The 26,020-nt window shown below is 50.0% G+C and carries 21 protein-coding genes; 4 read left to right on the top strand and 17 right to left on the bottom strand.

Annotated features, from left to right (window positions below; genetic code table 11):
• Positions 1–3: 3 nt before the first annotated feature.
• Both Q0G26_RS03320 and Q0G26_RS03315 read right to left on the bottom strand, forming a co-directional pair.
• A complete protein-coding gene (locus Q0G26_RS03320) occupies positions 4–1,329 on the bottom strand; it encodes a histone deacetylase (protein ID WP_293828574.1) in 1,326 nt (441 codons plus the stop codon).
• Positions 1,329–2,978, bottom strand: coding sequence for a hydantoinase/oxoprolinase family protein (locus tag Q0G26_RS03315; RefSeq protein ID WP_293828572.1), 1,650 nt, complete (start codon positions 2,976–2,978; stop codon positions 1,329–1,331). The genes Q0G26_RS03320 and Q0G26_RS03315 overlap by 1 nt, the downstream gene beginning before the upstream one ends.
• Positions 2,979–3,646: 668 nt before the next feature.
• Here Q0G26_RS03315 and Q0G26_RS03310 point away from each other — a divergent pair.
• Positions 3,647–5,017 carry a sodium-dependent transporter gene (locus tag Q0G26_RS03310; RefSeq protein ID WP_293822407.1) on the top strand — a complete coding sequence of 457 codons (1,371 nt, stop codon included), beginning with the start codon at positions 3,647–3,649 and terminating at the stop codon, positions 5,015–5,017.
• A 104-nt stretch (positions 5,018–5,121) separates the two neighbouring features.
• On the opposite strand, the gene Q0G26_RS03305 is transcribed toward Q0G26_RS03310, so the two are convergent.
• From Q0G26_RS03305 to argC, 8 genes are all read right to left on the bottom strand, one after another.
• On the bottom strand, positions 5,122–6,495 hold the full coding sequence (locus tag Q0G26_RS03305; RefSeq protein WP_293828570.1) for an ATP-binding protein: 1,374 nt from the start codon (positions 6,493–6,495) through the stop codon (positions 5,122–5,124).
• A gap of 165 nt (positions 6,496–6,660) precedes the next feature.
• The gene (gene argH / locus Q0G26_RS03300; RefSeq protein WP_210684692.1) at positions 6,661–8,073 is read right to left on the bottom strand and encodes an argininosuccinate lyase; all 1,413 of its coding nucleotides are present in this window, start codon (positions 8,071–8,073) and stop codon (positions 6,661–6,663) included.
• Complete coding sequence (locus tag Q0G26_RS03295) at positions 8,073–9,293, bottom strand: argininosuccinate synthase (protein ID WP_021720576.1); 1,221 nt, start codon at positions 9,291–9,293, stop codon at positions 8,073–8,075. Before Q0G26_RS03295 ends, argH begins: the two co-directional genes overlap by 1 nt.
• Before the next feature lie 246 nt (positions 9,294–9,539).
• On the bottom strand, positions 9,540–10,481 hold the full coding sequence (gene argF / locus Q0G26_RS03290) for an ornithine carbamoyltransferase (protein WP_021720575.1): 942 nt from the start codon (positions 10,479–10,481) through the stop codon (positions 9,540–9,542).
• Positions 10,482–10,499: 18 nt separating this feature from the next.
• A complete protein-coding gene (locus Q0G26_RS03285; protein ID WP_293828725.1) occupies positions 10,500–11,690 on the bottom strand; it encodes an aspartate aminotransferase family protein in 1,191 nt (396 codons plus the stop codon).
• Positions 11,691–11,728: 38 nt separating this feature from the next.
• On the bottom strand, positions 11,729–12,619 hold the full coding sequence (argB, locus tag Q0G26_RS03280; RefSeq protein ID WP_293691775.1) for an acetylglutamate kinase: 891 nt from the start codon (positions 12,617–12,619) through the stop codon (positions 11,729–11,731).
• Positions 12,620–12,847: 228 nt separating this feature from the next.
• The gene (gene argJ / locus Q0G26_RS03275; RefSeq protein ID WP_293828568.1) at positions 12,848–14,053 is read right to left on the bottom strand and encodes a bifunctional glutamate N-acetyltransferase/amino-acid acetyltransferase ArgJ; all 1,206 of its coding nucleotides are present in this window, start codon (positions 14,051–14,053) and stop codon (positions 12,848–12,850) included.
• A gap of 92 nt (positions 14,054–14,145) precedes the next feature.
• On the bottom strand, positions 14,146–15,180 hold the full coding sequence (gene argC, locus Q0G26_RS03270) for an N-acetyl-gamma-glutamyl-phosphate reductase (RefSeq protein WP_293828566.1): 1,035 nt from the start codon (positions 15,178–15,180) through the stop codon (positions 14,146–14,148).
• 238 nt (positions 15,181–15,418) lie between these two features.
• Here argC and Q0G26_RS03265 point away from each other — a divergent pair, with 238 nt between their 5' ends.
• The 3 genes from Q0G26_RS03265 (at position 15,419) to feoB (ending at position 18,627) form a co-directional block, all read left to right on the top strand.
• Positions 15,419–16,243, top strand: a complete 825-nt coding sequence (locus tag Q0G26_RS03265) for a biosynthetic peptidoglycan transglycosylase (protein WP_293828564.1) — start codon at positions 15,419–15,421, stop codon at positions 16,241–16,243.
• 132 nt (positions 16,244–16,375) lie between these two features.
• The gene (locus tag Q0G26_RS03260) at positions 16,376–16,624 is read left to right on the top strand and encodes a FeoA family protein (RefSeq protein WP_210684700.1); all 249 of its coding nucleotides are present in this window, start codon (positions 16,376–16,378) and stop codon (positions 16,622–16,624) included.
• Positions 16,621–18,627: a ferrous iron transport protein B gene (feoB, locus tag Q0G26_RS03255; RefSeq protein ID WP_293828561.1), complete on the top strand. Its 2,007-nt coding sequence runs from the start codon at positions 16,621–16,623 to the stop codon at positions 18,625–18,627. Before Q0G26_RS03260 ends, feoB begins: the two co-directional genes overlap by 4 nt.
• A 74-nt stretch (positions 18,628–18,701) precedes the next feature.
• Here feoB and Q0G26_RS03250 read toward each other — a convergent pair whose 3' ends face one another.
• The 7 genes from Q0G26_RS03250 to pheT form a co-directional block, all read right to left on the bottom strand.
• The gene (locus Q0G26_RS03250) at positions 18,702–19,469 is read right to left on the bottom strand and encodes a hypothetical protein (protein WP_293828559.1); all 768 of its coding nucleotides are present in this window, start codon (positions 19,467–19,469) and stop codon (positions 18,702–18,704) included.
• 49 nt (positions 19,470–19,518) lie between these two features.
• The gene (locus Q0G26_RS03245) at positions 19,519–19,929 is read right to left on the bottom strand and encodes a peptide deformylase (protein WP_293828557.1); all 411 of its coding nucleotides are present in this window, start codon (positions 19,927–19,929) and stop codon (positions 19,519–19,521) included.
• A 37-nt stretch (positions 19,930–19,966) separates the two neighbouring features.
• Positions 19,967–20,500, bottom strand: coding sequence for a hypothetical protein (locus Q0G26_RS03240; protein WP_293828555.1), 534 nt, complete (start codon positions 20,498–20,500; stop codon positions 19,967–19,969).
• A gap of 60 nt (positions 20,501–20,560) precedes the next feature.
• Positions 20,561–21,337 carry an HNH endonuclease gene (locus tag Q0G26_RS03235; RefSeq protein WP_293828553.1) on the bottom strand — a complete coding sequence of 259 codons (777 nt, stop codon included), beginning with the start codon at positions 21,335–21,337 and terminating at the stop codon, positions 20,561–20,563.
• Positions 21,338–21,521: 184 nt separating this feature from the next.
• Positions 21,522–22,484, bottom strand: coding sequence for an MBL fold metallo-hydrolase (locus Q0G26_RS03230; RefSeq protein ID WP_293828551.1), 963 nt, complete (start codon positions 22,482–22,484; stop codon positions 21,522–21,524).
• A 148-nt stretch (positions 22,485–22,632) separates the two neighbouring features.
• On the bottom strand, positions 22,633–23,397 hold the full coding sequence (locus Q0G26_RS03225; RefSeq protein WP_293828549.1) for a cyclase family protein: 765 nt from the start codon (positions 23,395–23,397) through the stop codon (positions 22,633–22,635).
• A 168-nt stretch (positions 23,398–23,565) separates the two neighbouring features.
• Entirely contained in the window at positions 23,566–26,019 is a 2,454-nt protein-coding gene (gene pheT, locus Q0G26_RS03220; protein WP_293828547.1) for a phenylalanine--tRNA ligase subunit beta, read from the bottom strand.
• Position 26,020 lies beyond the last annotated feature (1 nt).

Raw genomic sequence — 26,020 nt, 5'->3', positions numbered from 1 at the left:
TATTTATAGATTTTCTACTGTGCCTGTGGCAATATCCTGCACCAGCACATACTGCCAGCGGCCGCGCTTCTTTTCTGCCAGCGCTGCATCGTAGGCCTTTTGCCGGCAATGCGGACAGATTTCGCGCGTCAGGCAGGTAATGAAAGCGCTCTGGTCGCCAAAGCGCGTCCCTTCGGCCGCCGTCTGCAGGGTAAAATAACCGCGGCAGGCCTTGCGTTCGCAATAATGCACGCTTTCCACCTGCTCCTCGCGGATACCCTCCTCATCGTAGTAGATATGCTTGCTGCGCTGCCAAATATTGCCGCATTTCGCCAGCAATTCCTTGCTCGTGCGCTCACGCTTGAAGTACAAATCGCCTACCTCGGCAATAAGCTGGTCTACGCGCTTATTGCAGCGCTCATCCTGCGGTCGCAGTCCGCGCAGATCAGGCTCCACCACCTTGCTGTAATCCATGCCTGCCATCGCCAGAATAATACCGGTGTTGACATAAGGCAGGGCGCTTTCAATCGAATAACCGCCCTCCAGCACCGCAATATCCGCCTGCAGCTTATCCGCCAGACGCGCATAGCCCTGTGCCGTCACCTGCATGGAAGCCAGCGGGTCGCTGAAATGGTTATCCTGTCCGGCGCTGTTGATAATCAGCTCCGGCTGAAAGTCCTCCAGAATATGCGTAATTAAGCCGTCATACAGGCGGTGCAGTCCTTCGTCACCTGTTCCCGGCAGCAACGGCAGATTGATGTTCGTGCCCCAAGCCGCCGGACTGCCTGCTTCATTAGGAAAGCCTGTGCCCGGATACAAGGTACGCCCGTCCTGATGGAAGGAGATATACAGTGTATCTGGATCGTGGTAGAACACATCCTGCGAACCATCGCCGTGATGCACGTCGGTATCTACAACAGCAATCCTACGGATATTATACCTGCTACGTAAATATTCTACCATTATTGCTTCAATATTAATAGTACAAAAACCACGGATTCCGTGTACCACACGCATAGCGTGGTGTCCCGGCGGACGCACGAGAGCAAAGGCACGCTGCACCTCCCGCTGCATTACGGCGTCAGCCGCCGCCAGGCAGCCTCCCGCAGAGGTCAGGTGCGCCGGCGTAATCAGACGTGCAATCGCCGGCACACCTACATGCGCGCGCTGCAGATCCTCAATTTCAGCAAGACGTGGACGATACTCCTTAATCTCCTCGCAGTCAAAGAGGCCCTCCTCCTCCAGCTGGTCGCGCGTATATAATAAGCGCTCCTGCCGTTCGGGGTGACCGGGGCTGATCATCCAGTCAAACGCAGGGAAAAATACTAATCCCAAGGTATTCTTTGCCATCAGAAGCTCACCTCCCTGCCGCTAACCTTATAGAGAATTCCCGGCTTCAGCTGCATACGCAGGCTGTAGATATCGCCGGTTTCGTAATAACCATGTACTGTATGAAAATGCTCGTAGCTGATAAGCTCCGTTTCCTGGTCCGGAAGCTGCCACTGCGCCGTCTGCTCCCGCAGCCAGCTTGCGAGCAGCTCCTCTGCCGCCTGCTTGCTGAAGCGTCGCGGCAGGCTTTCGCGTTTTCCGCCCTCAGGAATAATATAATAGCCGTCGGTAGTGTCCGCTCTGAGTCCTGCGCTCAGCGTCGGCCTTGCTACTGCTGCGCCGATAGCGTTCGCCACCATCGCTCCGGCAGGAATATCCACCGGCAGTGCCATAGCCTCGCCCAGCGCCCTGATTAAGCCCGGTGCGCCGCCGCCGACGCCAATCAGCTGCTGCGGAATAAATTCCGTGCCCTTGATAACATCGTTAACCGTATATACAGGCTGCTTGGCCCATTCGTCCAGCATTTCCCGAATCGTTGTTTTAATCTGCCCAACAGCGGCAGCCACAATCCTGCGTGCTTCCGTCTGCGGTTCGCCGCCCAGAGCGGCAATCGCCGCCTGCGCCCGCTCCTCATCACCGAAATGCACATAACCCGCCGTAATCAGCGCATCGCTCAGCGTCGCTATGCTGCCGCCGACAGCGGCAGCGGGACCTTCGCGCTCGGGGCCGACAACATAACCGTTTTCCGTCTTATGCAGTCTGCTGTCGCCGCCGATGCCGATGCTGCGCATATGAAAGGCGCGTACTGCCGTAGGATAACCGGCAACCGTCGCACCCTTGCGGGCCATCAGCGGCAGGCCGTTCTCCCAGAAGGCAATGTCGGTAGTAGTGCCGCCCACATCCAGCGAGATGCTGTTCACTTTGGGAGCACACAGCGCCTCTATGCCCAGTACGGAAGCAGCAGGACCGGTAAACACAGCCTCCACCGGCTGTTGCAAGGCTGCCTCTAGCGGCAGCGTCCCGCCGTCCGCCTTCAGGATATGCACCGGAGCGCTGATGTCGCGCTCTGCCAAGGCACGCTCGATACGTTTGCAGAAGCGGGTGAAAAGCTCATATACCTGCGCGGAAAAATACGCAGAATTGCTGCGGCGCACAAAGTTCAGCTCACCGCTCAGCTCGCTGCCCAAAAACACCTTGCTGTAGCCGCATTTTTTCAGCTCATGCTCCGCCTGATATTCCAGCTGCGGGTTACGCACGGAAAACTTGCCGCTCACCGCACACACACCGCTGCCCTTGCGCCGCAGCAGCTCCTGATGTCTGCTCCAATCGATATTAGCCGTAATCTTGCCGCGATGGTCCACATAACCCGACAGATAATACGGTGTCACCGGCAGATGTCCCTTGACGTTCATGCCCGGTCCGGCGATAATCGCCAAAAACGCCGGCGGCAGGCTGCCCTCGGTCAAAGCGTTGGTCACGATAGTGCTGGATATTACGACACGCTCCAGCTGCTGCGCCATTCCCGGCTGCAGCACCGCATCCAGCGCCGCCAGCACGCACTGCAGCACATCGTCATGCGTCGTCGCGCGTTTGGCCTGCGCCACCACCTCGCCCTGCCGCAGCACTACGGCATCCGTAAAGGTTCCGCCTACATCAATACCTAACAGCATTGCTTCATCCCTCCTTCGTTTAAACCAGAGTGTCAATGCGTATTCTTTTAACCTATACTATATTTACGTTCACCAAGCTAATAACAGACAGTCTATATTAATTATATTATATCATGTTGCCAAACTCCGTGCGAAGAAAATTCCTTGCTATAATTATATACCAACACATCCGCAAGCGTTTGCGGGCAGAAAAAAAGACGTAAGCTCCGTTGCTTACGCCTTGTAATTATTATTGGCATCCGGGTGGGGTAATCCTGCAGACATTTTATATTTCTGATAATGTCCTGCAGCTGCGATTGCCGGATGTAAGTTGCCGCCGCTTAAATTTAACTAGGCTCTCAAAAGAGCATCATAGTAAACCAGGCTGGCAGCACCGCATAAAGATAAAATGACAGTACTCAAAATAATTAGATATTTTTTCTCCATTTTAATTCTCCTCTACACACAAAACCTATCTCTGTGTGTGAGGCTATTATAAAATAGGCTCTGCCGATAGTCAAGTTAAATGTTATAACGATTTGTTATATTTAATATTCCTGCCCGGCCTATATCAAATTCGCCGTTACCGCAGCCTGCGAGAGCATTTATTTCTCTTTAGCTTGCTAAAAACCGGATAATAGCTTATACTATATACTATTATTGTATTAGTAAGGGAGACGATATGTATTATGGAACGTGAGAGCTTCTCTTCACGCTTGGGATTTATCCTGATTTCTGCCGGCTGTGCCATTGGTTTAGGCAACGTCTGGCGCTTTCCTTTCGTCACAGGTCAATATGGCGGCGCATCCTTTGTGCTCATCTACCTGTGCTTCCTGCTGCTGTTAGGCCTGCCCATCATGGTAGCGGAATTCGCTGTCGGCCGCGCCAGCAGACGCAGTCCGGCAAAATCCTTCGACACATTGGAGCCGAAGGGAACTAAGTGGCATCTGTTCAAATATGTAACTATTGCCGGCAACATCATCCTGATGATGTTCTACACCACCGTCAGCGGCTGGATGCTCTATTTCCTCTATAAAATGGCTGTCGGTGACCTTTCCGGTCTTGACGCACAAGGCATCAAAGGCGTTTTCGGCGCTCTGCTGCAGGACCCCGCAACTATGGCCGGCAACATGGCAATCATCATAATGCTCTGCTTCGGCGTCTGCTACATGGGTGTACGCAACGGCGTTGAACGCATCACCAAGGTTATGATGGCCTTCCTCATCGTGCTGATGGTTGTGCTGGCCGCCAACTCCATGCTGCTTCCGGGCAGTGAAGCCGGCCTCAAGTATTACCTCTACCCTGATTTCAGCAAAATTGCCGAGCACGGTGTACGCGAGGTAATATTCGCCGCTATGGGCCAGGCCTTCTTCACACTGAGCATCGGCATGGGCTCTCTGTCCATCTTCGGCAGCTACATCGGCAAGGAGCAGAAGCTCACCAACGAAGCTCTGTGGATTATGTTCCTCGATACCTTCGTAGCAATCGTTGCCGGTCTGATTATCTTCCCGGCATGCTTCAGCTTTGGTATCCAGCCGGATGCAGGCCCGAACCTGCTCTTCATCACCCTGCCCAACGTCTTCAACGCTATGAACGGCGGACGTATCTGGGGCACCCTCTTCTTCCTCTTCATGCTCTTTGCGGCAATGTCCACTGTTATTGCCGTATTCGAAATGATTATCTCCAGCATCTGCGAGCTGACCGGCGGTGACCGCCGTCGCCTCATCCCCTTTGCTGTTATCGGCATGATTCTGCTGTCCCTGCCCTGCGTTTTCGGCTTCAATATCTGGAGCGGCTTTGAGCCTCTGGGCAAAGGCACCTGCGTGCTGGATCTGGAAGACTTCCTCGTCAGCAACAATATCCTGCCTCTGGGCAGCCTCATCTTCCTGGCCTTCTGCACTACCCGCTACGGCTGGGGCTGGAACAAATTCATTGAAGAGGTTGATACCGGCAAGGGCATAGGCTTCCCGAAATGGATGCGCTTCTATGCAACCTACATTCTGCCGCTGATTGTCCTGTACATCTTCTTCAACGGCTATTACGCTATGTTCTTCAAATAAGATAAATTGGGGTGTCCTGTAGCGTCAAACCCAATTTTACACATTTCTATAACGCGAAACGAGCACTACCTGCATACCCTGCAAGTAGTGCTCGTTTGATTATGTCAATTATACTTGTACAGCTCTGCTCCACTGATGAGCTCATACTCAGAACTGGTAAAGTCAAAACCAGATAGAGCCACAAAACCAAGCCTGCTAACCTCCATAAAGCTCAACACATTTTTCAGCTGCTGCACTTCAGCCTCTGCCTCCGCCCTCGAAAAAGTCTTATCGTAATACTTCACTTCATAAAATGCATAACCATTCTTCAGCTCTAAAACACAATCAAATTCGCCGCTACGTCTTTCCTTAGGCATATCATACCAAAAAGTTCCGATATCATACACATCTGACCTTTTGCCTTCTCGCAACTGTCTGGAAAAATACTCTCTGACAATGGCTTCATACCGGTGCGAAATAAATGTCTTGATGCTGCTCTTTATATACAGCTCATAAAAATTTTTAGTACCGATTCTTGCAATAACATCACGCTTATTATAGATATAGGCATAATAAAAACGCACCAGATTATCACTAATCTCATAGAAAGTCTTTTTCTTATCATTTTTCTTGTTAATCGGATAAATCTTTTGAATAATCTCCATCTCCAATAAATTTTTCAATTGCTTGTCTAAGCTGCCATTGGAATTGCCGGAAATCAGCTGTTCAATTTCTCCATACCTTTTCTTGCCATTAGCCAAAGCAGACAAAATCATATTAGCATTCGCCACCTTAGATAGCTCCGCCAATAAAATATATTCCATATAGATGCTGACAGGACTATTTGCATTGAGCAGCAATCGTTCAATATTACCCTCTAAATTCTCTTCCTCATCAATAAGTACATTAACAAATGGACTGCCACCAAACACTGCATATAATGCTGGTTTTGCAGAAGCTGAAAGCTCTGCATAAAATAAAGATGCATCATAATAATCAAAAGGCCTGATATGCAGAATTAAAGAAAATCTGCCAAACAGCGGATTTTCTTGTTGAAGCAATTCTTTCATCATGCCAACATATGAACCAAGCAGTACAAGATCTATATTATTTTTTAAGCTGTCAACAATTCTCTGAAACAGCGAATCTATGTAATGAGCGTCACTTGTTTTCTTCAAATATGTATATTCATCAATAATAATGACGACTTTTTCCTGCTGCGACCCCAAAAATTCAAACAGCTCCTCGAAATCGACAAAATGTAAAAATTTATTATTATAGCAAGCCTTAACCTTCGCCTCAAGACTTCTTAAATTATCTTCTAGAGAAGTCATGAGACACTCATAATAAATAACTTTGCAAGCTATATTCTTTATAGCTTCTAAAATTAGCGTACTTTTACCAACTCTGCGCCTGCCATAAAGCATCACTGCCTGCTTACCTGGCTGAGCAAAAACTTCTGTTAATTGCTGTAACTCTGCTTCTCTACCGACAAACATCCTGTAACCTCCGTTTATACTGAATTCAGTTTCACTGAATTTAATTTCAGTATAATTTTATATTTTCCATCAGAATTTGTCAATATTTTTTTACTAACCCCTGCACTACAAGCAAAGAGGCTGCCACTTTCGTGACAGCCTCTATAATTTTGCTCTATTAAATTTTTACAGCTTGCTTTGCAGCTCCTCCAGCTTAGCCTGCTGCACTGCCAGCACCTTGTCGCCGATAGCGAACTGCTTCTCGTTTTCGGAGAAAGCAGGGCCACCGTAGGATTTACGTGCTTCTACGCAATGCTCTGGTTTCAGAGCTACCAGCAAATCGCTCTCGAAGAGATCGGAGAACTGCTTGTATTCCTCCAGAGAAATCTCCGGCAGGAATTTGCCCTGATGAATAGCATAGGCAACGCATTTGCCGACAACCTCATGTGCCTGACGGAAGGGCAGTCCCTTACGTACCAGATAGTCTGCCAGGTCGGTGGCATTGGAGAAATCCTTGCTCACTGCCTGCGCCATCTTGTCCACATTAACCGTCATCGTCAGAATCATATCACGATAAACAGCCAGCGTGAATTTAACGGTGTCGATAGCGTCGAAGAATCCTTCCTTATCCTCCTGCAGGTCCTTGTTATAGGTCAGCGGCAGGCCCTTCGCCGTAGTCAGCATAGCCATCAGATGACCATACACACGGCCGGTTTTACCGCGTACCAGCTCGGAAATATCAGGGTTCTTCTTCTGCGGCATCATGGAAGAGCCGGTGGCAAAAGCATCGTCCAGCTCCACAAAGCCGAATTCGGTGCTGCTCCAGAGGCAGATTTCCTCGCTCAGACGGCTCATGTGCATCATGAGGGTAGAAGCAAAGGAAAGGAATTCAATGATATAGTCACGGTCGCTTACTGCGTCCATGCTGTTCGGATAAACTGTGCCGAAGTTCAGCTCCTCCGCAACCATAAAGCGGTCGATGGGGAATGTAGTGCCTGCAATCGCACCGGCACCCAGCGGCATCATGTCAGCGCCTTCCCAAACGCCCAGCAGGCGGCGGAAGTCACGCTGCAGCATATTGAAATATGCCAGCATATGATGAGCAAAGGTAATCGGCTGCGCACGCTGCAAATGGGTATAACCCGGCATCAGAGTTTTTTCGTGCTTTTTGGCAACTGTTAAAAGAGCTTCCTCAAATTTGAGCAAAAGCTCGGCAATTTCGGCAACCTCACGCTTCATATACATATGCATATCGAGTGCAACCTGGTCGTTACGGCTGCGTGCGGTATGCAGACGAGCGCCGGCGCTGCCGATGCGTTCGGTCAGACGTGCTTCCACATTCATATGAATGTCCTCCAGCGCAACGTCAAAATGGAAGTTGCCTGCTTCAATATCAGCCAGGATGTCTTTCAGACCGGCAATGATTTTCTCCCCGTCCTCTGCCGGAATGATACCGCATTTAGCCAGCATACCGGCATGTGCAATGCTGCCGCGGATATCCTCGTGATATAAGCGTTTATCAAAATCAATGGACGCATTAAATGCGTCCACCAATTCGTTCGTATTCTTACTGAAACGACCGCCCCAAAGCTTGGCCATTATTTCAGGTTGCCTTTCTTCATCAGCGCTCTAACTTTCAGCGGCAGGCCGAAGAGGTTGATGAAGCCGGTAGCATCTGCCTGGTTGTAAACTTCGTCTTCGCCGAAGGTTACATATTCCTGGCTGTACAGGGAGTACGGGGATTTAACGCCTGCACTGTAGATGTTGCCTTTATAAAGTTTCATGCGAACAGTACCGGTAACGGTTTTTTGAGTTTCGTTAACGAAAGCATCCAGAGCCTCACGCAGCGGGCTGAACCACATGCCATCGTAAACCAGCTCGGAATAACGGATGGAAACCTGTTGTTTGAAGGATTGGGTTGCACGGTCCAGGCAAAGGTTTTCCAGATCGTTGTGGCCGTAGTAGATGATAGCGCCGGCAGGGTTTTCGTAAACGCCACGGGATTTCATGCCAACCAGACGGTCCTCAACCATATCAGTGATACCAACAGCATTGCGGATACCGATTTCATTCAGCTTTTCAACGAGCTTAGCCGGGCTGAGTTTTTCGCCGTTAACACTTACTGGCACGCCTTCAACGTATTCCAGCTCAACATATTCCGGTTTATCAGGAGCTTTTTCAGGAATATTGGTAACGATGAACAGCTCATCCTTCGGTGCATTCCACGGATCTTCCAGGTCGCTGCCTTCATGGGACAGATGCCACATGTTGCGGTCCATGGAGTAGTCATGGTCATGAGATACAGGGATAGGAATGTTATGTGCTGCAGCATAGTCGATTTCCTGGTCACGGCTGCGCAGCTCCCACTCACGCCACGGAGCAATGATTGCCAGTTGCGGAGCCAGAGCCTTTACGGACAGTTCGAAACGAACCTGGTCGTTGCCTTTGCCGGTAGCACCGTGAGCAATAGCATCAGCGCCTTCTTTTTCAGCGATTTCAACTAATTTTTTAGCAATCAGCGGACGAGCGAAGGAAGTACCCAGCAGGTATTTCTTTTCGTATACAGCGCCGGCTTTAACGGTGGGCCATACATAGTCGCTGATGAATTCTTCTTTCAGGTCCATGATGTAGCATTTGCTTGCACCGGTTTTCAGTGCTTTGTCATGAACGGGTTCCAGTTCGTCGCCTTGGCCAAGGTCAGCGCAGGCAGCGATAACTTCGCAGTTGTTGTAATGCTCTTTCAGCCAGGGGATGATTACGGATGTATCAAGGCCACCGGAGTAAGCCAGAACTACTTTCTTAATATCTTCTTTTTTCATTATAATAGCCTCCCATTTCTGTATAATGCTATGCATTAGTGAATAAACTTACAAACTTCTTGTATTATATACCCTTTTTATGCATAAATCAAGTATTTAAGCGCATGTATACAATACTTTTTGTGTACTAGATGTAACAAAAAGCCTAGAACATAGCTTGTTTCAGAAAATTTCGTCTGTATACAAGAACGGCTAAGCATATAAACTATACGCTCAGCCGTTATATTTATACATTCAAGACCTGATTTAGAGTACTTCGTCGCTCATCAGCAACGCCATAATAGCCTTTTGTACGTGCAGTCTGTTCTCTGCCTGGTCGAATACAACAGATTGCGGTCCTTCCAGCACTTCCTCGGTAATTTCTTCACCGCGGTGTGCAGGCAGGCAGTGCAGAACGATTGCTTCCGGACGTGCTTCGTTCAGCAGCGCCTGGTTAATCTGATAATTATGCAGTGCTTTGAAACGAACCTCACGCTCCGCTTCCTCGCCCATGCTGGTCCATACATCGGTATAGAGCACGTCGGCGCCCTTAGCAGCCTTGAAAAGGTCCTCCTCTACGGTAATGCTGCAGCCGGTCTGGGCAGCGTCCTCCTGCGCCAGACGCAGGATTTCCGGGTCGGGCTGATAGCCCTTCGGGCTGGCGCAGATCATGTTCATGCCAACCTTAGCGCAGGCAAACATCAAAGAATGTGCCATGTTATTGCCGTCGCCTACATAAACCAGCTTACGGCCTTTGAGCACCTTCATCTTCTCCTGAATAGTGAAGATATCGGTCAGAGCCTGGCAGGGATGCAGTAAATCGGTCAGGCCGTTGATAACTGGAACGCTTGCATATTTAGCCAGCTCAATAACGGAATCATGGGAGAAGGTACGGATCATAATACCGTCAACGAAGCGGGAAAGTACACGCGCAGTATCACGGATAGGCTCGCCGCGGCCGATTTGGGAAGCGGAATCGCTCAGATAAATCGGATGGCCGCCCAGCTGCCAGAAGCCTACCTCAAAAGAGGTTCTGGTACGGGTAGAAGCCTTGGAGAACAGCATAGCCAGAGTTTTGCCCTTCAAATATTGGTGGGGCTCACCGGCCTTTTGCTTACGTTTCAATTTTTTTGCCACATCAAGAATTGTTGCGACCTCGCCTACGCTAAGGTCATGAATAGAAATCAGGTCTTTGTCTTTTAAACTCATTTTTATCCCCTCTCGTTTTTAACAGGCCGCCAGCGCCTTATCCAGCGCAGCAACCACAATATCAATTTCTTCCTTGCTGATAATCAGCGGCGGTACAATGCGGATAACATTGCCCGCAGTACAGTTCACAATAACATGGTTTTCCAGGCAGCTTTCCACAATCGGCTTGCCCTCACCTGCAACCTCCATGCCCAGCATCAGGCCGCAGCCGCGGACATCGGTAACCTTGTCAGGATATTTTTCCTGCAGCTTACGCAGTTCATTCTTAAAGTATTCGCCCTTTTCCGCAACCTTGTCTACCAGTCCTTCGGACTTGATAGTCGTCAGCGTTGCGTATACAGCGGCGCAGGCCAGCGGGTTACCGCCGAAGGTGCCGCCGTGGTCGCCGGGCTTAAATACATGCGCCAGACGCTCCGGCACAGCAAAGCCTGCAACCGGGAAGCCGCCGCCGATGCCCTTGGCAAAGGTCAGGACATCAGGCTTCACGCCGCTGTGCATATAAGCAAACCATTTGCCGGTACGCGCAACACCGGTCTGCACCTCGTCGAAAATCAGCAGCGCATCATGCTTATCGCACAGCGCACGCACCTGCTGCAGATACTCAGCAGGCGGTACATGCACGCCGCCCTCACCCTGGATGGGCTCCAGCAGAACAGCGCAAACATCATCATCCATCTGAGCCTCCAGCGCCTTGATATCGCCGTAGGGCACAAGCACATGTCCGGGGCTCAGCGGACCGTAGCCCACATGATAATAATCATGGCCGGTAGCAGCCAGTGTATCAAAGGTGCGTCCGTGGAAGGATTCGTCCGCAGAAATAATTTTATATTTCGTAGGTGCCTTGCTCACGCCATACTTACGCGCCAGCTTCATAGCGCCCTCATTGCCCTCTGCGCCGCAGTTGGCAAAGAAAATGCGGTCCATGCCGGTAGCCTCGGCCACAACACGCAAGGCCTTCGCCTGAATCTCGGTATAATACAGGTTGGAGCAGTGCATCAGCTTGGCAGCCTGCTCACTGATAGCCTTCACCAGCACCGGATGATTATAACCAAGGCTGTTGACAGCGATACCGGCAAAGGCATCCACATACTCATTGCCCTCGTTGTCCCACACACGGCAGCCCTGGCCAAGCTCCATAACCATCGGATATCTGCCGAATACAGGCAGATAATATTTTTCTGTTTCTTCTATAATAGTTTTTTTATCCATTGCCAAGAATATCTCCCCCTCATGCAAAATCCCTGCTATCAGATTTCTTTAACTACCTCGGTACCAACGCCCTTATCGCTGAACAGCTCCATCAAAATAGAATGCTCGGCACGGCCGTCAATAATATGAGTTTTCTTGGCACCGCCGCTCAAAGCCTTAATGCAGGAACGAACCTTAGGAATCATGCCGCCGTCAATGCTGCCCTTAAGAATAAGCTCATGAGCCTTTTCAAAGGTCAGGGTAGAAATGAAGCTGCTTTCATCAGGATATGCGGAATAAATACCGCGGACATCGGTCAGCACCAGCAGCTTTTCTGCCTTCAGCGCACCGGCAATTTCACCGGCAGCAACATCTGCGTTAATGTTATAGGTTTCACCCTCATCACCGACGCCGGTCGGAGCGATTACAGGAATATAACCGCCGTCCAACAGGCAGTTAATCAAATCGGTGTTGACCTCCTTAACGCTGCCTACAAAACCGATATCTACCAGGTTAACCTCACCGTTTTCATAAACATCAGCCAGATATTTCTTAGCTTTCAGCAGGTTAGCATCCTTACCGTTGAGGCCTACAGCCTTGCCACCCAAAGCGTTCAGACGGCCGACAAGGTCGGTGTTCATTTTGCCTACGAGCGCCATCTCGGCAATAGCTGCGGATTCTGCATCGGTTACACGCAGACCGCCGACAAATTCGCTCTTTTTACCGGCCTGCTCCAGCTGACGGCTGATTTCCGGGCCGCCGCCGTGAACAACTACCGGACGCATGCCGGCGTATTGCAGGAACAGAATATCCTGCAGCACCTTGTTTTTCAGCTCATCATTCAGCATAGCGTTGCCGCCATATTTTACGACAATGGTTTTATCTTTAAAATTGCTCAGATACGGCAGTGCTTCCATTAAGGTATGTACTTGTTGTTCGTTCATTAACATAAGTGATGTCCTCCCTCATTTTTTATATTTGTCTTGCGTTTATATTTATTATTACTTCTCTCTAAAGATGCGAAAGAAGCTATCAGATGTAAACCATCATAATAATATTATGCTCTCACTACCAAGGACGAGCTAGAAAGTACCAGAAACGAGGAAAGCCGACGACGACGTACTAACAGTACGTCCAGGAGGCTTGACGAAGTATATGGTGCTTTATCGCTCGGCCAATCAGGTATGATATTCACCATTAATCTTCACATACTCATAGCTGAAATCGCAAGTCCATACAGTTGCGCTTTCCTCACCGGCACCCAGGTCGATGCTCATGGAAATATCATGCTCAGCCATGGTCGGCGCCAGCTTTTCGGCAGGCACATTGCAGTTCATGCCGTTTTCTACCAGACGGATACCGCCAATAGACAGGTTTACCTTATCTGCCTCCATGGCAGCGCCGCTGTAGCCTGCAGCGCAGACAATGCGTCCCCAGTTCGGGTCCTCGCCGAAGAAGGCTGTTTTTACCAACGGCGATTTGGCAATAGCCATCGCTGCGGTTTTGGCATCCTCCCAGGTTGCGGCACCGGTAACATTTACCTCCAGGAATTTGGTAGCACCCTCGCCGTCATGCGCAATCATTTTGGCAAGGTCGGTAGCACAGGCAACCAGCGCTTCAAAGAAGGCCGGATAATCCGGATGCTCCTCCGAAAGAATGATTTCATTTTCGGCAAGACCGTTGGCCAGCACAATCATGCTGTCATTAGTACTGGTATCGCCATCAACCACAACCATGTTGAAGGATTTGTCGGCAGCCTTTTTTACCGCGCGCTTCAGCACATCGGGAGCAACGGCAGCGTCGGTAGTAATGAAGGTCAGCATAGTTGCCATATTCGGATGAATCATGCCCGCACCCTTAGCAATACCGGCAAAGGTTACCTTCTTGCCGCCGATTTCCGTTTCATAGGCAGCATGCTTGATAAAGGTATCCGTAGTCTGAATCGCCATAGCGCAGCTTTCACCCTCGCATTCGTCCAGGCTGTCAACAGCATCGGCAATGCCAGTCAAAAGGTTGTCCATCGGCAGGAACTGACCGATAACACCGGTGGAGCAGACAAATACTGCTTCCGGAGCAATGCCTAAAAGCTCTGCCGTATGCGCCTGCATTTTCTTGGCATCCGCCAGGCCCTGCTCGCCCGTGCAGGCATTAGCGCAGCCGCTGTTTACGGCAATAGCCTGCGCATAACCGTGCTTGTTGACCTCGCGGCTCACGAGCACAGGAGCAGCGCACATTTTATTTTGTGTAAATACCGCACCGCAGGCAGCAGGCACGGTACTGAAAATAACTGCTACATCATGATTGCCGCTGGCTTTGATACCGGCCTTGACGCCGGCAGCAATGAAGCCCTGCGGTGCAGTCACCCAGCCTTCGATTTTCTTCATGAGATTCCCCTCTTTCCCCGGTGCTTACATCTTTTCTTCTGCGGCAGCATCACCGCTAAGCACCATTTTATAGTATAATAGTTATAACAAGCTTAAGGAACAAGCGGCAGCTGACGCAGGCCGGCAGTTTCATCAATGCCAAACATAACATTCATGTTCTGCACTGCCTGTCCCGCAGCACCCTTAACCAGATTATCAATACAATTCATGACAATAATGCGGCCTGTACGCTTGTCGGTCTGCCAGCCAAGGTCCACATAATTGGAGCCGCGGATATTCTTCAATTCCGGGCAAACTCCCTTACCGCGCAGACGGATGAAAAATTCATCGCCGTACATTGCCTGATAGGCCTCCTCAATCTGGGCATCCGTTACGCCCTGCTTCAGCTGTGCATAGCAGGTTGCATAAATACCGCGGTCCACAGGCAGCAGATGCGGTATGAACTGAATCACTACATCCTCACCGGCAAACTCGCTGTAAATCTGCTCGATTTCCGGCGTATGGCGGTGCGAAGCAACGCCGTAGGCCTTGAAGCTTTCGTTGACACTGCAGTAAAGACTGCCTGCCTTCAGGCTGCGGCCCGCACCGGTCGTACCGCTTTTGGCATCAATCACAATGCCCTGAGCTTCAATCAACTTATATTTCAAAAGCGGCACCAACGCCAGAATGCTGCAGGTAGTGTAACAGCCGGGATTTGCCACCAGCTGCGCCCCGCGCACCTTATCGCGGAAAAGCTCGGTCAGACCATAGACAGCCTGTGCCTCCGGGTCCTCATGCTTCACCTTGTACCACTGTTCAAACACATGGTAATCCTTAAATCTATAATCGCCGCCGAGGTCAATAATCTTGGTCTTGCTGCCTCGCAGCTGCTTGCCTATCTTCATAGCATGGCCATGAGGCAGGGCAATAAAAATCACATCACTTGCTGCTGCAATAGCATCCAGCTCCTGCATAGACTGCAGATTCTTTTCAATACGTCCCGACAAATGCGGATACATAGAAGCAATCGCCTCTCCCGTACTGCTTTCAGAGGTAATTACGGCAATTTCCGCTTCCGGATGTCCGTCCAGAAGTCGCAGGAGCTCAACTCCTGCATAGCCTGTTGCACCGATAACACTTGCTTTCATATCCATCCTCCTTTGTACTCGATAATTATACAACCAAATTGTATAATTTTGCAAGCACTTTGTGAATTTTTTTGTAAAAATTAAGGGACAATAATCCATTTTACAATCTTATTTTACTACCTAAAAGGTAAATATACCAGTATTTTTTGCCAAATTCACACTTTATTGTTACAATAGATGTGAAAGCTAAACACGCCACTGTTTAAAATATATCAAAATTATCAGCGAGGTGTATATTATGTTTAAAATTATTATCATGGCTTTGCTCATTTTTATGGGCATGGTAGGGTATGATAACCTTACAGATAAGGCTCAGCCTACCACCCCCGTACAGCAGGAGCAGCAGAAGGTCAGCAAGCACGAAAAGTCCGCAGCTATGGCCCTGTTTGTCAGCCTGCTGCCTCCCAAGGAGGAATGGCCCTCGCCCGTACATAAATTCTATCTGGCCTTTAATATGGATGAGGTTATCGATCCTATCCGCCAAAACCCGAACTGGACAAGTCTTGACGCCATGTCACGCGATATTCCGCAGGCGCTGATTGCTATCGAGGACCACGCTTTTTATAATCACGGCGCTATTGCCGTGGAAGGCATTCTGCGCGCCGCACTGGCCAACATCAACGCCGGCGAGGTAGTGCAGGGCGGCAGTACGCTGACGCAGCAGTTTGTCAAAAACGTTTTTCTGTCGCACGAGCAAAGTATGGAGCGCAAAATCGAAGAGGCCGTGCTCTCGCTTATGCTAGAGGATAATTACAGCAAGGACGAAATTCTGGAGCTTTATCTGAACACCACCTACTTCGGCGCAGGCAGCACCGGTATTAAACAGGCCAGCAGAGCATACTTCGGCAAGGCACCTTCGGCGCTGACTCTGGCCGAGGCCGCCGTCATTGCCTCCCTTCCCTACGCTCCCACCAGCCTCAATCCGCTGGAAAACCCCGAGGGCTGCAAAAAACGTCAGCTGCTGGTGCTGGCCGCTATGCATAAATACGGTATGATTAATCAGGGACAGCTGGCCGAAGCCAAGGCCGAAAAAATCCGCCTCACCAACGGCACCGTCATGTAAAGCTGTAACAAAATCGACACTGTATATTTTTTAATTAAAGTTTATCGGTAAAAGCTTTGTTTCGCTTGACCGCATCATACTTCATATATATAATTAAAGCTTAAGCAAAATCACTCAAAGAAGGTCAAAATCATGGAAACTACAACATTAGATAAGCTTCCCTTAGGTCAGGAGGCTATCATTAAAAAGGTCGGTGGCGAAGGCAGCATTCTGCGTCGCCGTCTGCTTGATATGGGGCTCACGCCCCGCACCCGCGTTATGGTACGCAAGCGCGCCCCGCTCGGTGACCCGCTGGAAATCTCCCTGCGTGGCTATGAGCTGACGCTGCGTGCGGAGGAAGCCGAAAAAATCACCGTTACGCCGGAGGTGAGCGAAGCATGAAGCTGCATTTCGCCCTCGTCGGCAACCAGAACTGCGGCAAAAGCACGCTGTTCAACTATCTCACCGGCAGTAACCAGCACGTTGGCAACTTTCCCGGCGTAACCGTCCAGAAAAAGGAAGGTACTATTCTCGCCGTGCCCGACGCAGGCGTTATCGACCTGCCCGGCATCTACTCGCTTTCTCCCTACACTTCGGAAGAAATTGTTACGCGTGACCTGCTTTTATACAACAAGCCTGACGCTATTATCAACGTCATTGACGCAACTAATATCGAACGTAGCCTGTATCTTTCGCTGCAGCTCATTGAACTGAATATCCCGATGGTCATTGCCCTCAACATGATGGACGAGCTCACCGGCAGCGGCGGCAGCATTGATATCAAGGCGATGGAGGATTCGCTGACCGTGCCTGTTGTCCCCATCACCGCCAACTCCGGCGAAGGTGTGGGCGAGCTTTTACGCCGCGCCGTAGAGGTAGCGCAAAACCAGCAGCTGCCACAGCGTCTGGACTTCTGCAGCGGTCCTGTGCATACCGCTATTCACAGTATCGCCCACTTAATCGAAACTAAAGCACGCCGCCAGAACCTGCCGCTGCGCTTTACTGCCACCAAGCTTATCGAAGGCGACAGCGATTTCGCCAAGGCTCTGCAGCTTTCGGAAAACGAATGCGATATCATCGGCCACTTCGTTACCGAAATGGAGCAAAACCTCAAAACGGATAAGGAAGCGGCACTGGCAGATATGCGCTATGCCTATATCGAGGACCTCTGCGCGCAGACCGTGCAGAAGCCCAAGCATACGGAAGCACAGCTGCGCTCCGTCAAAATCGACCATTATCTGACGCATAAATTTTATGCTATCCCTATTTTCGTGCTTATCATGGGCCTTGTTTTCTGGCTCACCTTTGACGTTATCGGCGCTTTTCTCAGCGACATCCTCAGCGATGTTATCGATGCTGTAACAGCTTCGGTTGATAACACGCTCACCGTGCTGGATATCGCACCGCCGATGCATTCGCTGATTATCGACGGCATCTTCTCCGGCGTCGGTGCCGTGCTTTCCTTCCTGCCGACCATCGTCACCCTGTTCTTCTTCCTTTCGATGTTGGAAGACAGCGGTTACATGGCGCGTGTCGCCTTTGTTATGGATAAGATGCTGCGTAAAATCGGCCTCTCCGGTTCCTCCTTCGTTCCGATGATCATCGGCTTCGGCTGCAGCGTGCCGGCAATCATGGCCTCGCGCACCCTCGCCAGCGAGCGCGACCGCAAAATGACCATCATGCTCACACCGTTCATGAGCTGCAGCGCCAAGCTCCCTATCTACGGTATGTTCATCGCCGCCTTCTTCCCGCATAACGGCGGTCTGGTCATGCTTTCGCTCTATCTCACCGGTATCTGCGTAGCTATTCTCTCCGGCTTTTTGCTCAACAGCCTGGTGTTCCGCGGCAAGCCTGTTCCCTTCGTCATGGAGCTGCCTGCCTACCGTCTGCCGACGGCGCGCAATATCATCATGCACATGTGGGAAAAGGCCAAGGATTTTCTGCATAAAGCCTTCACGGTCATCTTCCTCGTCAGCATCATCGTCTGGTTCCTGCAGAACTTTGACATCCGCTTTTACATGGTAGATGCCTCCGACAGCATTATTGCCTCCATCGGCAAGCTGGCAGCGCCGATTTTCGCGCCGCTCGGCTTTGGCAGCTGGCAGGCAACAACCTCGCTCATCTGCGGCATCACCGCTAAAGAGGTTGTCATCAGTACGCTTTCTGTGCTCGCAGTCGGCAGCGGCGGTGCGCCTGATCTGGCAAGCCTCTTTTCGCCGCTCACGGCTTACACCTTCCTGGTGTTCTGCCTGCTCTATCCGCCCTGCGTCGCAGCGCTGGCTACCATCCGCCGCGAGCTGAACTCGGATACCAGCACGCTCTGCCTTATGGGTTATGAGCTTGTTGTAGCCTGGTGCGTAGCATTTATCGTAAGACAAATCGGCTTAATGCTTGGCTTCGCTTAAAAATTTGCATAAGAAAACAGCCCAAGACTCATGCTTTGAGAATTGGGCTGTTATTTTTTTGCTATTTTGCTGCGCTACAGCTGCTTTATCCGCGCATATGCCTGCTGCCAGCTCGTCAGCGACAGCTGCCACAGCTCGCTGTACGCCCGCACTGCCACCTGCGGCGAACTTGCATACAACGCGCACAGTCCCCGCACTCCCGCATAAGGATAGTAGGGAATGCACGTCCGCGCCTCCTCGGGCGTCTGCAAAAGCGCCTGCGCCAGCGCCAAATGCCCCTGCTGCAGACACCACAGCCAGCGGGCAAACTCCGCCAGCGTTTCCTTGACTACGGCAGCCTGCGCCGCCTCCGTCTGCCGGCCGTACCAATAGCGCCGCGCCTGCTTGTACTTCGCACTCTGCACCGCTGCGCCGACAGCACCGAAATGCGCCAGCACTGCCTGATAATGCAGCAGATGTACACGCTCATGCACCAGTACAGAATCATAATAGGCTGCATAATCCCAGCCATGCTCAGCACATTCCTGCCTAATGGCATGCACATAAAGCGTAATACCCTTACCCGCAGCAAATTCACCGTGCAGCAGGCGTTTGAACTTTAGCTGCTGCAGCTTTTTGCTCCACTCGGCATATTGCTTGGCAAGCCTTGGCAATGCAGCGATATCATTCTCCGCCTGCAACGCTTCCGCACGCCGGAGTAATTGCCTGCCCTCGCGCTGCACGGCAACAGTGTCATAGCGCCCGTACTGCCTGTAAAGCAGCACGTCGGACTCCGCATACGCTGCAGTCAGGCCAAGCCGTTCGGGAGCAGTGACGATATTTTCTAAGATAATTTCTAACATTCTTTTTGAATACACAAGCACTTTGCAGGCTCTACGCCCATCCCTGCGCTTAAATTATAATACCATTGCAATGGTCAATCTCGTGCTGGATGATCTGCGCCGTAAAGCCGCTAAAGCTCTGCTTGCACTTTTTAAACTGCATATCCTGATAGGCCACCGTAATTTTTTCGTAGCGCACTGCAGCACGCTCGCCATCCAGCGACAGGCAGCCCTCCTCCGTCATATACTTGCCGGAGCGCTTGATAATCTCCGGGTTCAGCATCGCAATATTCGTGGGGCCGATATTCACGGCGATAACGCATTTCTGCACGCCAATCATATTTGCTGCCAGGCCCACGCAACGGTCCGCATGAGCTGCAAGCGTATCTAATAAATCCTGCGCTACTGCAATATCCATAAAGGTTGCAGGCTGGGATTTTTGTGCCAAAAAGGCTTCGTCTTTAACTATTGGTTTTTCCATGGTGTACCTCCGGGTGTTGATTTTTTCTTTAAAGTCATCATCCTCTTACCGAGAAATGTCCGACAATCTGTATATAAGTATCCTTATCAGCTTCCAGATAATTTTCCAGCCAAGAATCCACAGACTGAATAAAATGTCCCTTGCTGTCTTGCGTCGGGTACACATGCTTATCGATACTTTCAAGGTAATCTTTGAGCTGATATTTTACCCTTAAATAATCTTTGCCAGCAGCCTTATCTATGATATTCTTAAGGCCTGCTATTTTATTATCAAAGTACTGCTTAAGATAGCCTCTTTTGATAATAATAACATTATTATGTAACTCACATACAGTAGCATCAGCGTGTGCATTAACTAGCTCATAAAATCTTGCAGTAGCATCTGCCAAAGCTTCTGTGTCCTGCAGCTCGTCCATACAAGCATAAGCACCTTCACCAAAGCAAGCGGTAAAATATGTATCGCTATAAATATCCATTTCCGATACATCTCTATATACCTGACTTTCTTGCAACGTCAATGCTTTAGCTGCACTAAGGGTTTTGATAATATAAACATTGCTTACAAAGCTCATATTTTGCCTATCCTTTTCTTGACTACATTCTTTAATATTTACTCAACAACAGACGCAGCTTCACGCTTTTTCAAATATACAATCCCTATGCCATTCTAAAAAGGTTTTGTCGATATTATATTTGCTGGGAACAGCTAATTCTTTGCCTTTAATGGGCAAAAAATACTTTACGTAATACTCCTGCGTAATAGCTTTCTCTAATCTGGATGAGAATATAGTTCTGTTATTTTCATCAAAGGCGATAATGCCTTTATCAAACGCCTTGTCATACAATGCTGATAAGCATATACCATTGCCTGGATTTAAGCGTTCTTTCTCATTCATCGCCCAAGGAATAATGTGACTTGCTACTAGCAATTCAGGAATATCTATCCCGGTAAGTGCGCACTTGCTATTGAAATTTGCCATAACTAAGCTTCTAAAGACATCTTGATTAACTCTTTGCTTTATCAAGCTTAATTTTTCTGCACCCACAAGATAATCAGGAATATCCTGTAACTGTTGCTGATATTTTTCTTCAATTGTTAACTGCTCATAGCGCGCAAGAATGGCTTCGCTTTCATATATCAGCTTTTCTCTGTCATGAGAAAATTCATCCCAATACTGCTGACACTTGGGGCCACCATGCTGCATGCCGGAAACGCCTCTTTGCTTCAGCATCGGATCACAAGAAGCGTAGTTAACAAGCCTATAGGCAACAGCATCAGGAGTTCTGCCGATAAGCTTCGCAACTCTGATGACCTCAGGATTGGTTTTATGCATTTTACCAAACGACATCTTTAAATATAGATTTAAAGCTAAAATCATTTCATCCCTAGACCATAAATTTCTAGCCATAAGTAATCACACCTCCGCTTCTTCTTTCTATTCCCTATTCTACCCAACTTATGCTCTTTAGGCAACTGCAAGCCCTTTATCACTACATCAGTACATTCAAACACGCTTGTACATATTAAATAAATTCTACACAAATTTGATTTGTAACCCATTTTACGTTACAAGTAAAATTAATTCACCATTTTTACCGCTCCGTCTTCACCTCAAAGCTTTTGCCGTCCGTCGTCACAGTAAGCGTACCATGGTCATGCGTTGTCAGCACCTTCGCATCAAGATGCGTTAAGCTGCCCACCACGTTCTTGTTCGGATGCTTGTAAATCGAAAAATCACCGCAGCTGATGAGCGCGTATTTAGGCTTAACCTTGCTGATGAACGGCCAATAGGACGATGTCTTGCTGCCGTGATGACCAACCTTCAGCACGTCCGCCTGCAGCGCAGTGCCGTATTTTTGCTGCAGCGCATCCTCCACCGGCGCCTCTGCATCACCCGTCAGCAGCATCTTAAAGCTACCATAATGCAGCATCAGCACCAGGCTGGTGTTATTCATATTCTTCAGATCCTTTTTATTAAGGAAATCCCCTGGTGCCAGCACCTCGATATAATAATTTTTGTCGATTTTAATCGTATCCCCGGCCTTCAGCGCCTGACCGTGATACTTGCCGGCACGCAAATCCTGGTCCAGCGCCACGGACGCTTTGTAGCCGCTGTTGACATAACCGCTGTCATAAATATTGCTGACGCCGTATTTACCGCGCACATACATGATATTGCCCATATGATCACGATGATGGTGCGTCACAAAAACCGTCTTAATCCTGCTGACGCCGGTCTTGTCCAGCGCCTTAATCAGCGCCTGCCTGCCGCCGCTGTCACCAACCTTATCCTTAACGTCGTTGCCCACGTCAACCATAATATTACGCTTGCCGTCCTGCAGCAAAATCGCATCCGCCTGCCCCACATCCAGTACACTGATGCGCAGTCTGCCCTGCGCTGTGCCTGTGTCCTGCTTCTGCTGCATGCTCTGCGGCATATTGTTTTTGACTGCGGCGCGCACGCTTTCGGCGTTTGGTTGATACAGGCCGCTATACGCTGCCAGCGCCACGATGAAGGCTATGATAATCTGAAAAACAAACTTTAATTTACGCATGAATATCTTACTTCCCTCTTCTTCACTCAATTAATCAGCTTTTTGCTAATACATTTATTATATCACGCATACAAAAAGGCGTACATACTTTTAAATCGTATGTACGCCTAATTCTTAATCCGTTAGTTTAAAACGCCTGAAATTTTTCTTATTTTTTCGGAGTAATCGCCAACACGCGCACCGGCAAGCCGGTCGCTCCTTCAATGCGCGGCCAGGCCGCAACCAGCAATGCACCAGCAGGTGCCACGCGGTCCAGGTTCTGCAGCACTTCAATCTGCAGCTTGCCCTTGCCCAACACATAGCGCTCGCACGCCAAATCGCCTGCTTTGGCAGCCTCTGCCGAAGCATCGGTATCCAGTGTTTCGTGACCGTTGGCTGCAGCATTGCGCTCTTCATAAATATATTGCAGCGCCGGCAAAGACCAGCCGGGGAAGTTTTCGCTGCCATCTGCAGCAATACCGCTCAGCTTATCCATATCCGGCCAATTTTTATACCAGTCGGTACGCAGTGCCACAAAGGCACCGTCGGGAATCGGTCCGTATTCCGCTTCATAAGCCTTGATATCCTCCACCGTTACGGCGTAATGCACATCCTCCGCAACCTTGGCGGTGATATCAATCACGCACAAGGGAAACAGCATCTGCTGCGCGCCAAACGCTTCGGATAAAGGCATATCCTTAACAAAGTGACCGGGAAAGTCAATATGTGTGCCATATTGCCCGGGAAATTTAAAGGTTTGAATCAGGCATTCCAGCATCGGGTTGCCCCAATCGAAAACCGTCTTGCTAACCTCTACGGAGCCTGCGGGAATACCGCTCCACACCGGGCTGTCATTGTTCATGGAGTGAGAAAGCTCCACCCATTCATAAGCATCTGATTTCATTTCTGCTAACATGTTCCATAATTTGTACATAAGAAAACCCCCTCAATAAAAAATATTGGTCCTCGCTATTATCATAGTACATTGATAGGATTTTGTAAAGCAGATATTTTAACAACGGAATATTTGTACAAAGATAAAAGACTCGCCACCGCTAAACAGCGACAGCGAGTCCTTTTATACGTAATAATTATATCTTAATTAATCTCTCAGCTTAGCCTTATATGCTTCGGCAACCTCAGCGATTACCTTCTTCATAGAAGCATCAACCTCAGCGTCGGTCAGAGTGCGGTCTGCAGCCTGATAGGTCAGGTTGAAGGCCATGGATTTGCAGCCTGCAGCAACCTGCTTGCCTGTGTAGATATCGAATACACGCACACCCTGCAGCAGCTCGCCTGCATGCGCACGAATAACCTGCTCCAGCTCGGCGTTGGTTACCTCAGCCGGAACAACAACGGCAATATCACGGCTCATGCTCGGGAACTTGGGCAGATGCTTGTATTGCGGTACAGCGGTTGCGCTTGCTACCAAAGGCTCTACGGCCATTTCCAGCACGTAAGTAACCTGATCCAGCTCAAAGTTTTCCTGAACTACAGGATGCACCTCACCGAAGGAGCCGATAACCTCTCCATTGACAACGATGTCACAGCTCTTGCCCGGATGCAGATACGGCTGTTGGCTGCGAGTCATGGTGTAATCGCTCACCTGCATTGCTTCCAGCAGTCCTTCAACGATGCCCTTCATATCATAGAAGTCAACGTTGCCTTTATCGTCGCACCAGTTGAGTGCTTTGCGGCTGCCGCTCAATACTGCGGTCAGCAGCTGACGCTCTTCGGGATCCTCGGTCAGCGGCAGTGCCTTCGGCAGGAAGATACGGCCGATTTCATACAAGGCAACACTGTTGTTGTGGTTGCGCAGGTTGAAGGAGGCAGTCTGCAGCGCGCTCGGAACCATGGTGGTGCGCATTACGGAGAAAGCGTCGGTAATCGGGTTCAGCAGCTCAATGCAGTTACGACGTGCATCATCTGCTGCCAGCAGCATTTTATCGTAAGCGTTAGCCTTGATGAAGCTGTAGGTCATCATCTCGCTCAGGCCTGCGCCTACCATGTAATCCTGTACATCGTCCTTTACATCGTCCAGCACAGATTGGCTGCCCTGGGTGATGGTCAGCTCCGGCTGATGGCTTTCGATGAAGTCATAGCCATGCATACGGGCAATTTCTTCGCTGATATCAGCATCGCAGTCGATATCACGGCGCCAAGTAGGAGCGGTAATCAGTAGCTCGCCGTCCTTTGCTTCTACGCCAAAGCCCAATTTGGTGAGGATAGCAATCATTTCGTCCTCAGCGATATTCACGCCAATGCGGCCGTTAATCTTTGCTGCGGTAGTGGTGATTACTGCCGGCTTCAGCTCTTCCGGATAAGCTTCTACGATACCGCTGAAGGTTTCGCAGGCACCCATCTGCTCCAGCAGGTGAGCAGCACGGTTCAGTGCGTCATGGTCGCGGATGGTATCTACACCACGCTCAAAACGACCGCTGGCTTCGCTGCGCAGGCCCAGCGCACGGGAGGTGCGGCGGATAGAAGGACCGTGGAAGGAAGCAGCCTCCAGAATAACGTTCTTGGTTTCGTCGGTAACCTCGGTCAACAGACCGCCCATAACACCGCCAAGACCGGCAGCCTTTTCGGCATCACCGATGGTAATCATAGCGGAGGTCAGCTCACGCTCCTTGCCATCGAGGGTAACAAGCTTTTCGCCCTCTTCTGCACGGCGCACGATCAGAGTGTGGCCTGCAACCTTGTCTGCATCATAAGCATGCATCGGCTGGCCCAGCTCCAGCATAACATAGTTGGTAACGTCAACTACGTTGCTGATGGGGCGCACGCCGCAGGCACGCAGACGGCGCTGCATCCATTCGGGAGAAGGCATGATTTTGATATCTTTCAGCACACGGGTAGCAAAGCGGGAGCACAGCTCCGGTGCATCAATTTTTACGTTTACATAATCGCTGGCCTTACCTGCGGCAGCTTCCTTAACATCCATAGCAGGCATTTTCAGCGGACAACCGGTAATAGCGCTGATTTCACGCGCCAGACCGATAATGCTGAAGCAGTCGGCACGGTTGCTGGTCAGGTCGATATCGATAACGGTATCATCCAAGCCTAAAACGGTTTTGATGTCTACACCAATCGGAGTGTTTTCCGGCAGAATGAAGATGCCGTTTCTTTGCTCCGGCAGCAGCAGCTTGGATTCAATGCCCAGCTCATCGGCACTGCACAGCATGCCGAAGGAATCAAGGCCGCGCATTTTAGCTTTTTTCAGCTTCAGGCCTTGCGGGTTGCGCTCGCTGGGAGGCAGTACGCTGCCAACTACGGCAACAGGCACAATGTCATATTGATGAACGTTTTGCGCGCCGGTAAGAATCTGCACCGGTTCGCCGCCTTGGCCGTAATCCAGCATGCAAACCCACAGGTGGTCGCTGTCGGGATGACGGTGAATTTCCATAACCTTACCGGTGATAACACCCTCCAGGCCCTTGCCCAGTTGGGTTACAGTGTCAACCTCCAGGCCGACACGGGTAATTTTATCGCACAGCTCCGCAACGGAGATGTTAATATCTACATATTGTTTTAACCATTCTAAAGATGCAAGCATG

The organism is uncultured Phascolarctobacterium sp., from assembly GCF_934190775.1.
Classification (GTDB): Bacteria; Bacillota; Negativicutes; order Acidaminococcales; family Acidaminococcaceae; genus Phascolarctobacterium_A.
Note: the sequence above shows the minus strand (reverse complement) of the source record. Positions and strands in the feature narration are given on the sequence as shown.

What these genes read in the sequence shown, in the direction of transcription:
- Q0G26_RS03235 (WP_293828553.1), bottom strand. Translation starts at nt 21,337, where the DNA reads ATGGCTAGAAATTTATGGTCTAGGGATGAAATGATTTTAGCTTTAAAT.
- Q0G26_RS03265 (WP_293828564.1), top strand. Translation starts at nt 15,419, where the DNA reads ATGTTTAAAATTATTATCATGGCTTTGCTCATTTTTATGGGCATGGTA.
- argJ (WP_293828568.1), bottom strand. Translation starts at nt 14,053, where the DNA reads ATGAAGAAAATCGAAGGCTGGGTGACTGCACCGCAGGGCTTCATTGCT.
- Q0G26_RS03285 (WP_293828725.1), bottom strand. Translation starts at nt 11,690, where the DNA reads ATGGATAAAAAAACTATTATAGAAGAAACAGAAAAATATTATCTGCCT.
- argC (WP_293828566.1), bottom strand. Translation starts at nt 15,180, where the DNA reads ATGAAAGCAAGTGTTATCGGTGCAACAGGCTATGCAGGAGTTGAGCTC.
- argB (WP_293691775.1), bottom strand. Translation starts at nt 12,619, where the DNA reads ATGTTAATGAACGAACAACAAGTACATACCTTAATGGAAGCACTGCCG.
- Q0G26_RS03320 (WP_293828574.1), bottom strand. Translation starts at nt 1,329, where the DNA reads ATGGCAAAGAATACCTTGGGATTAGTATTTTTCCCTGCGTTTGACTGG.
- Q0G26_RS03295 (WP_021720576.1), bottom strand. Translation starts at nt 9,293, where the DNA reads ATGAAAAAAGAAGATATTAAGAAAGTAGTTCTGGCTTACTCCGGTGGC.
- feoB (WP_293828561.1), top strand. Translation starts at nt 16,621, where the DNA reads ATGAAGCTGCATTTCGCCCTCGTCGGCAACCAGAACTGCGGCAAAAGC.
- Q0G26_RS03260 (WP_210684700.1), top strand. Translation starts at nt 16,376, where the DNA reads ATGGAAACTACAACATTAGATAAGCTTCCCTTAGGTCAGGAGGCTATC.
- Q0G26_RS03230 (WP_293828551.1), bottom strand. Translation starts at nt 22,484, where the DNA reads ATGCGTAAATTAAAGTTTGTTTTTCAGATTATCATAGCCTTCATCGTG.
- Q0G26_RS03245 (WP_293828557.1), bottom strand. Translation starts at nt 19,929, where the DNA reads ATGGAAAAACCAATAGTTAAAGACGAAGCCTTTTTGGCACAAAAATCC.
- pheT (WP_293828547.1), bottom strand. Translation starts at nt 26,019, where the DNA reads ATGCTTGCATCTTTAGAATGGTTAAAACAATATGTAGATATTAACATC.
- argH (WP_210684692.1), bottom strand. Translation starts at nt 8,073, where the DNA reads ATGGCCAAGCTTTGGGGCGGTCGTTTCAGTAAGAATACGAACGAATTG.
- Q0G26_RS03250 (WP_293828559.1), bottom strand. Translation starts at nt 19,469, where the DNA reads ATGTTAGAAATTATCTTAGAAAATATCGTCACTGCTCCCGAACGGCTT.
- Q0G26_RS03305 (WP_293828570.1), bottom strand. Translation starts at nt 6,495, where the DNA reads ATGTTTGTCGGTAGAGAAGCAGAGTTACAGCAATTAACAGAAGTTTTT.
- Q0G26_RS03315 (WP_293828572.1), bottom strand. Translation starts at nt 2,978, where the DNA reads ATGCTGTTAGGTATTGATGTAGGCGGAACCTTTACGGATGCCGTAGTG.
- Q0G26_RS03240 (WP_293828555.1), bottom strand. Translation starts at nt 20,500, where the DNA reads ATGAGCTTTGTAAGCAATGTTTATATTATCAAAACCCTTAGTGCAGCT.
- Q0G26_RS03225 (WP_293828549.1), bottom strand. Translation starts at nt 23,397, where the DNA reads ATGTACAAATTATGGAACATGTTAGCAGAAATGAAATCAGATGCTTAT.
- argF (WP_021720575.1), bottom strand. Translation starts at nt 10,481, where the DNA reads ATGAGTTTAAAAGACAAAGACCTGATTTCTATTCATGACCTTAGCGTA.
- Q0G26_RS03310 (WP_293822407.1), top strand. Translation starts at nt 3,647, where the DNA reads ATGGAACGTGAGAGCTTCTCTTCACGCTTGGGATTTATCCTGATTTCT.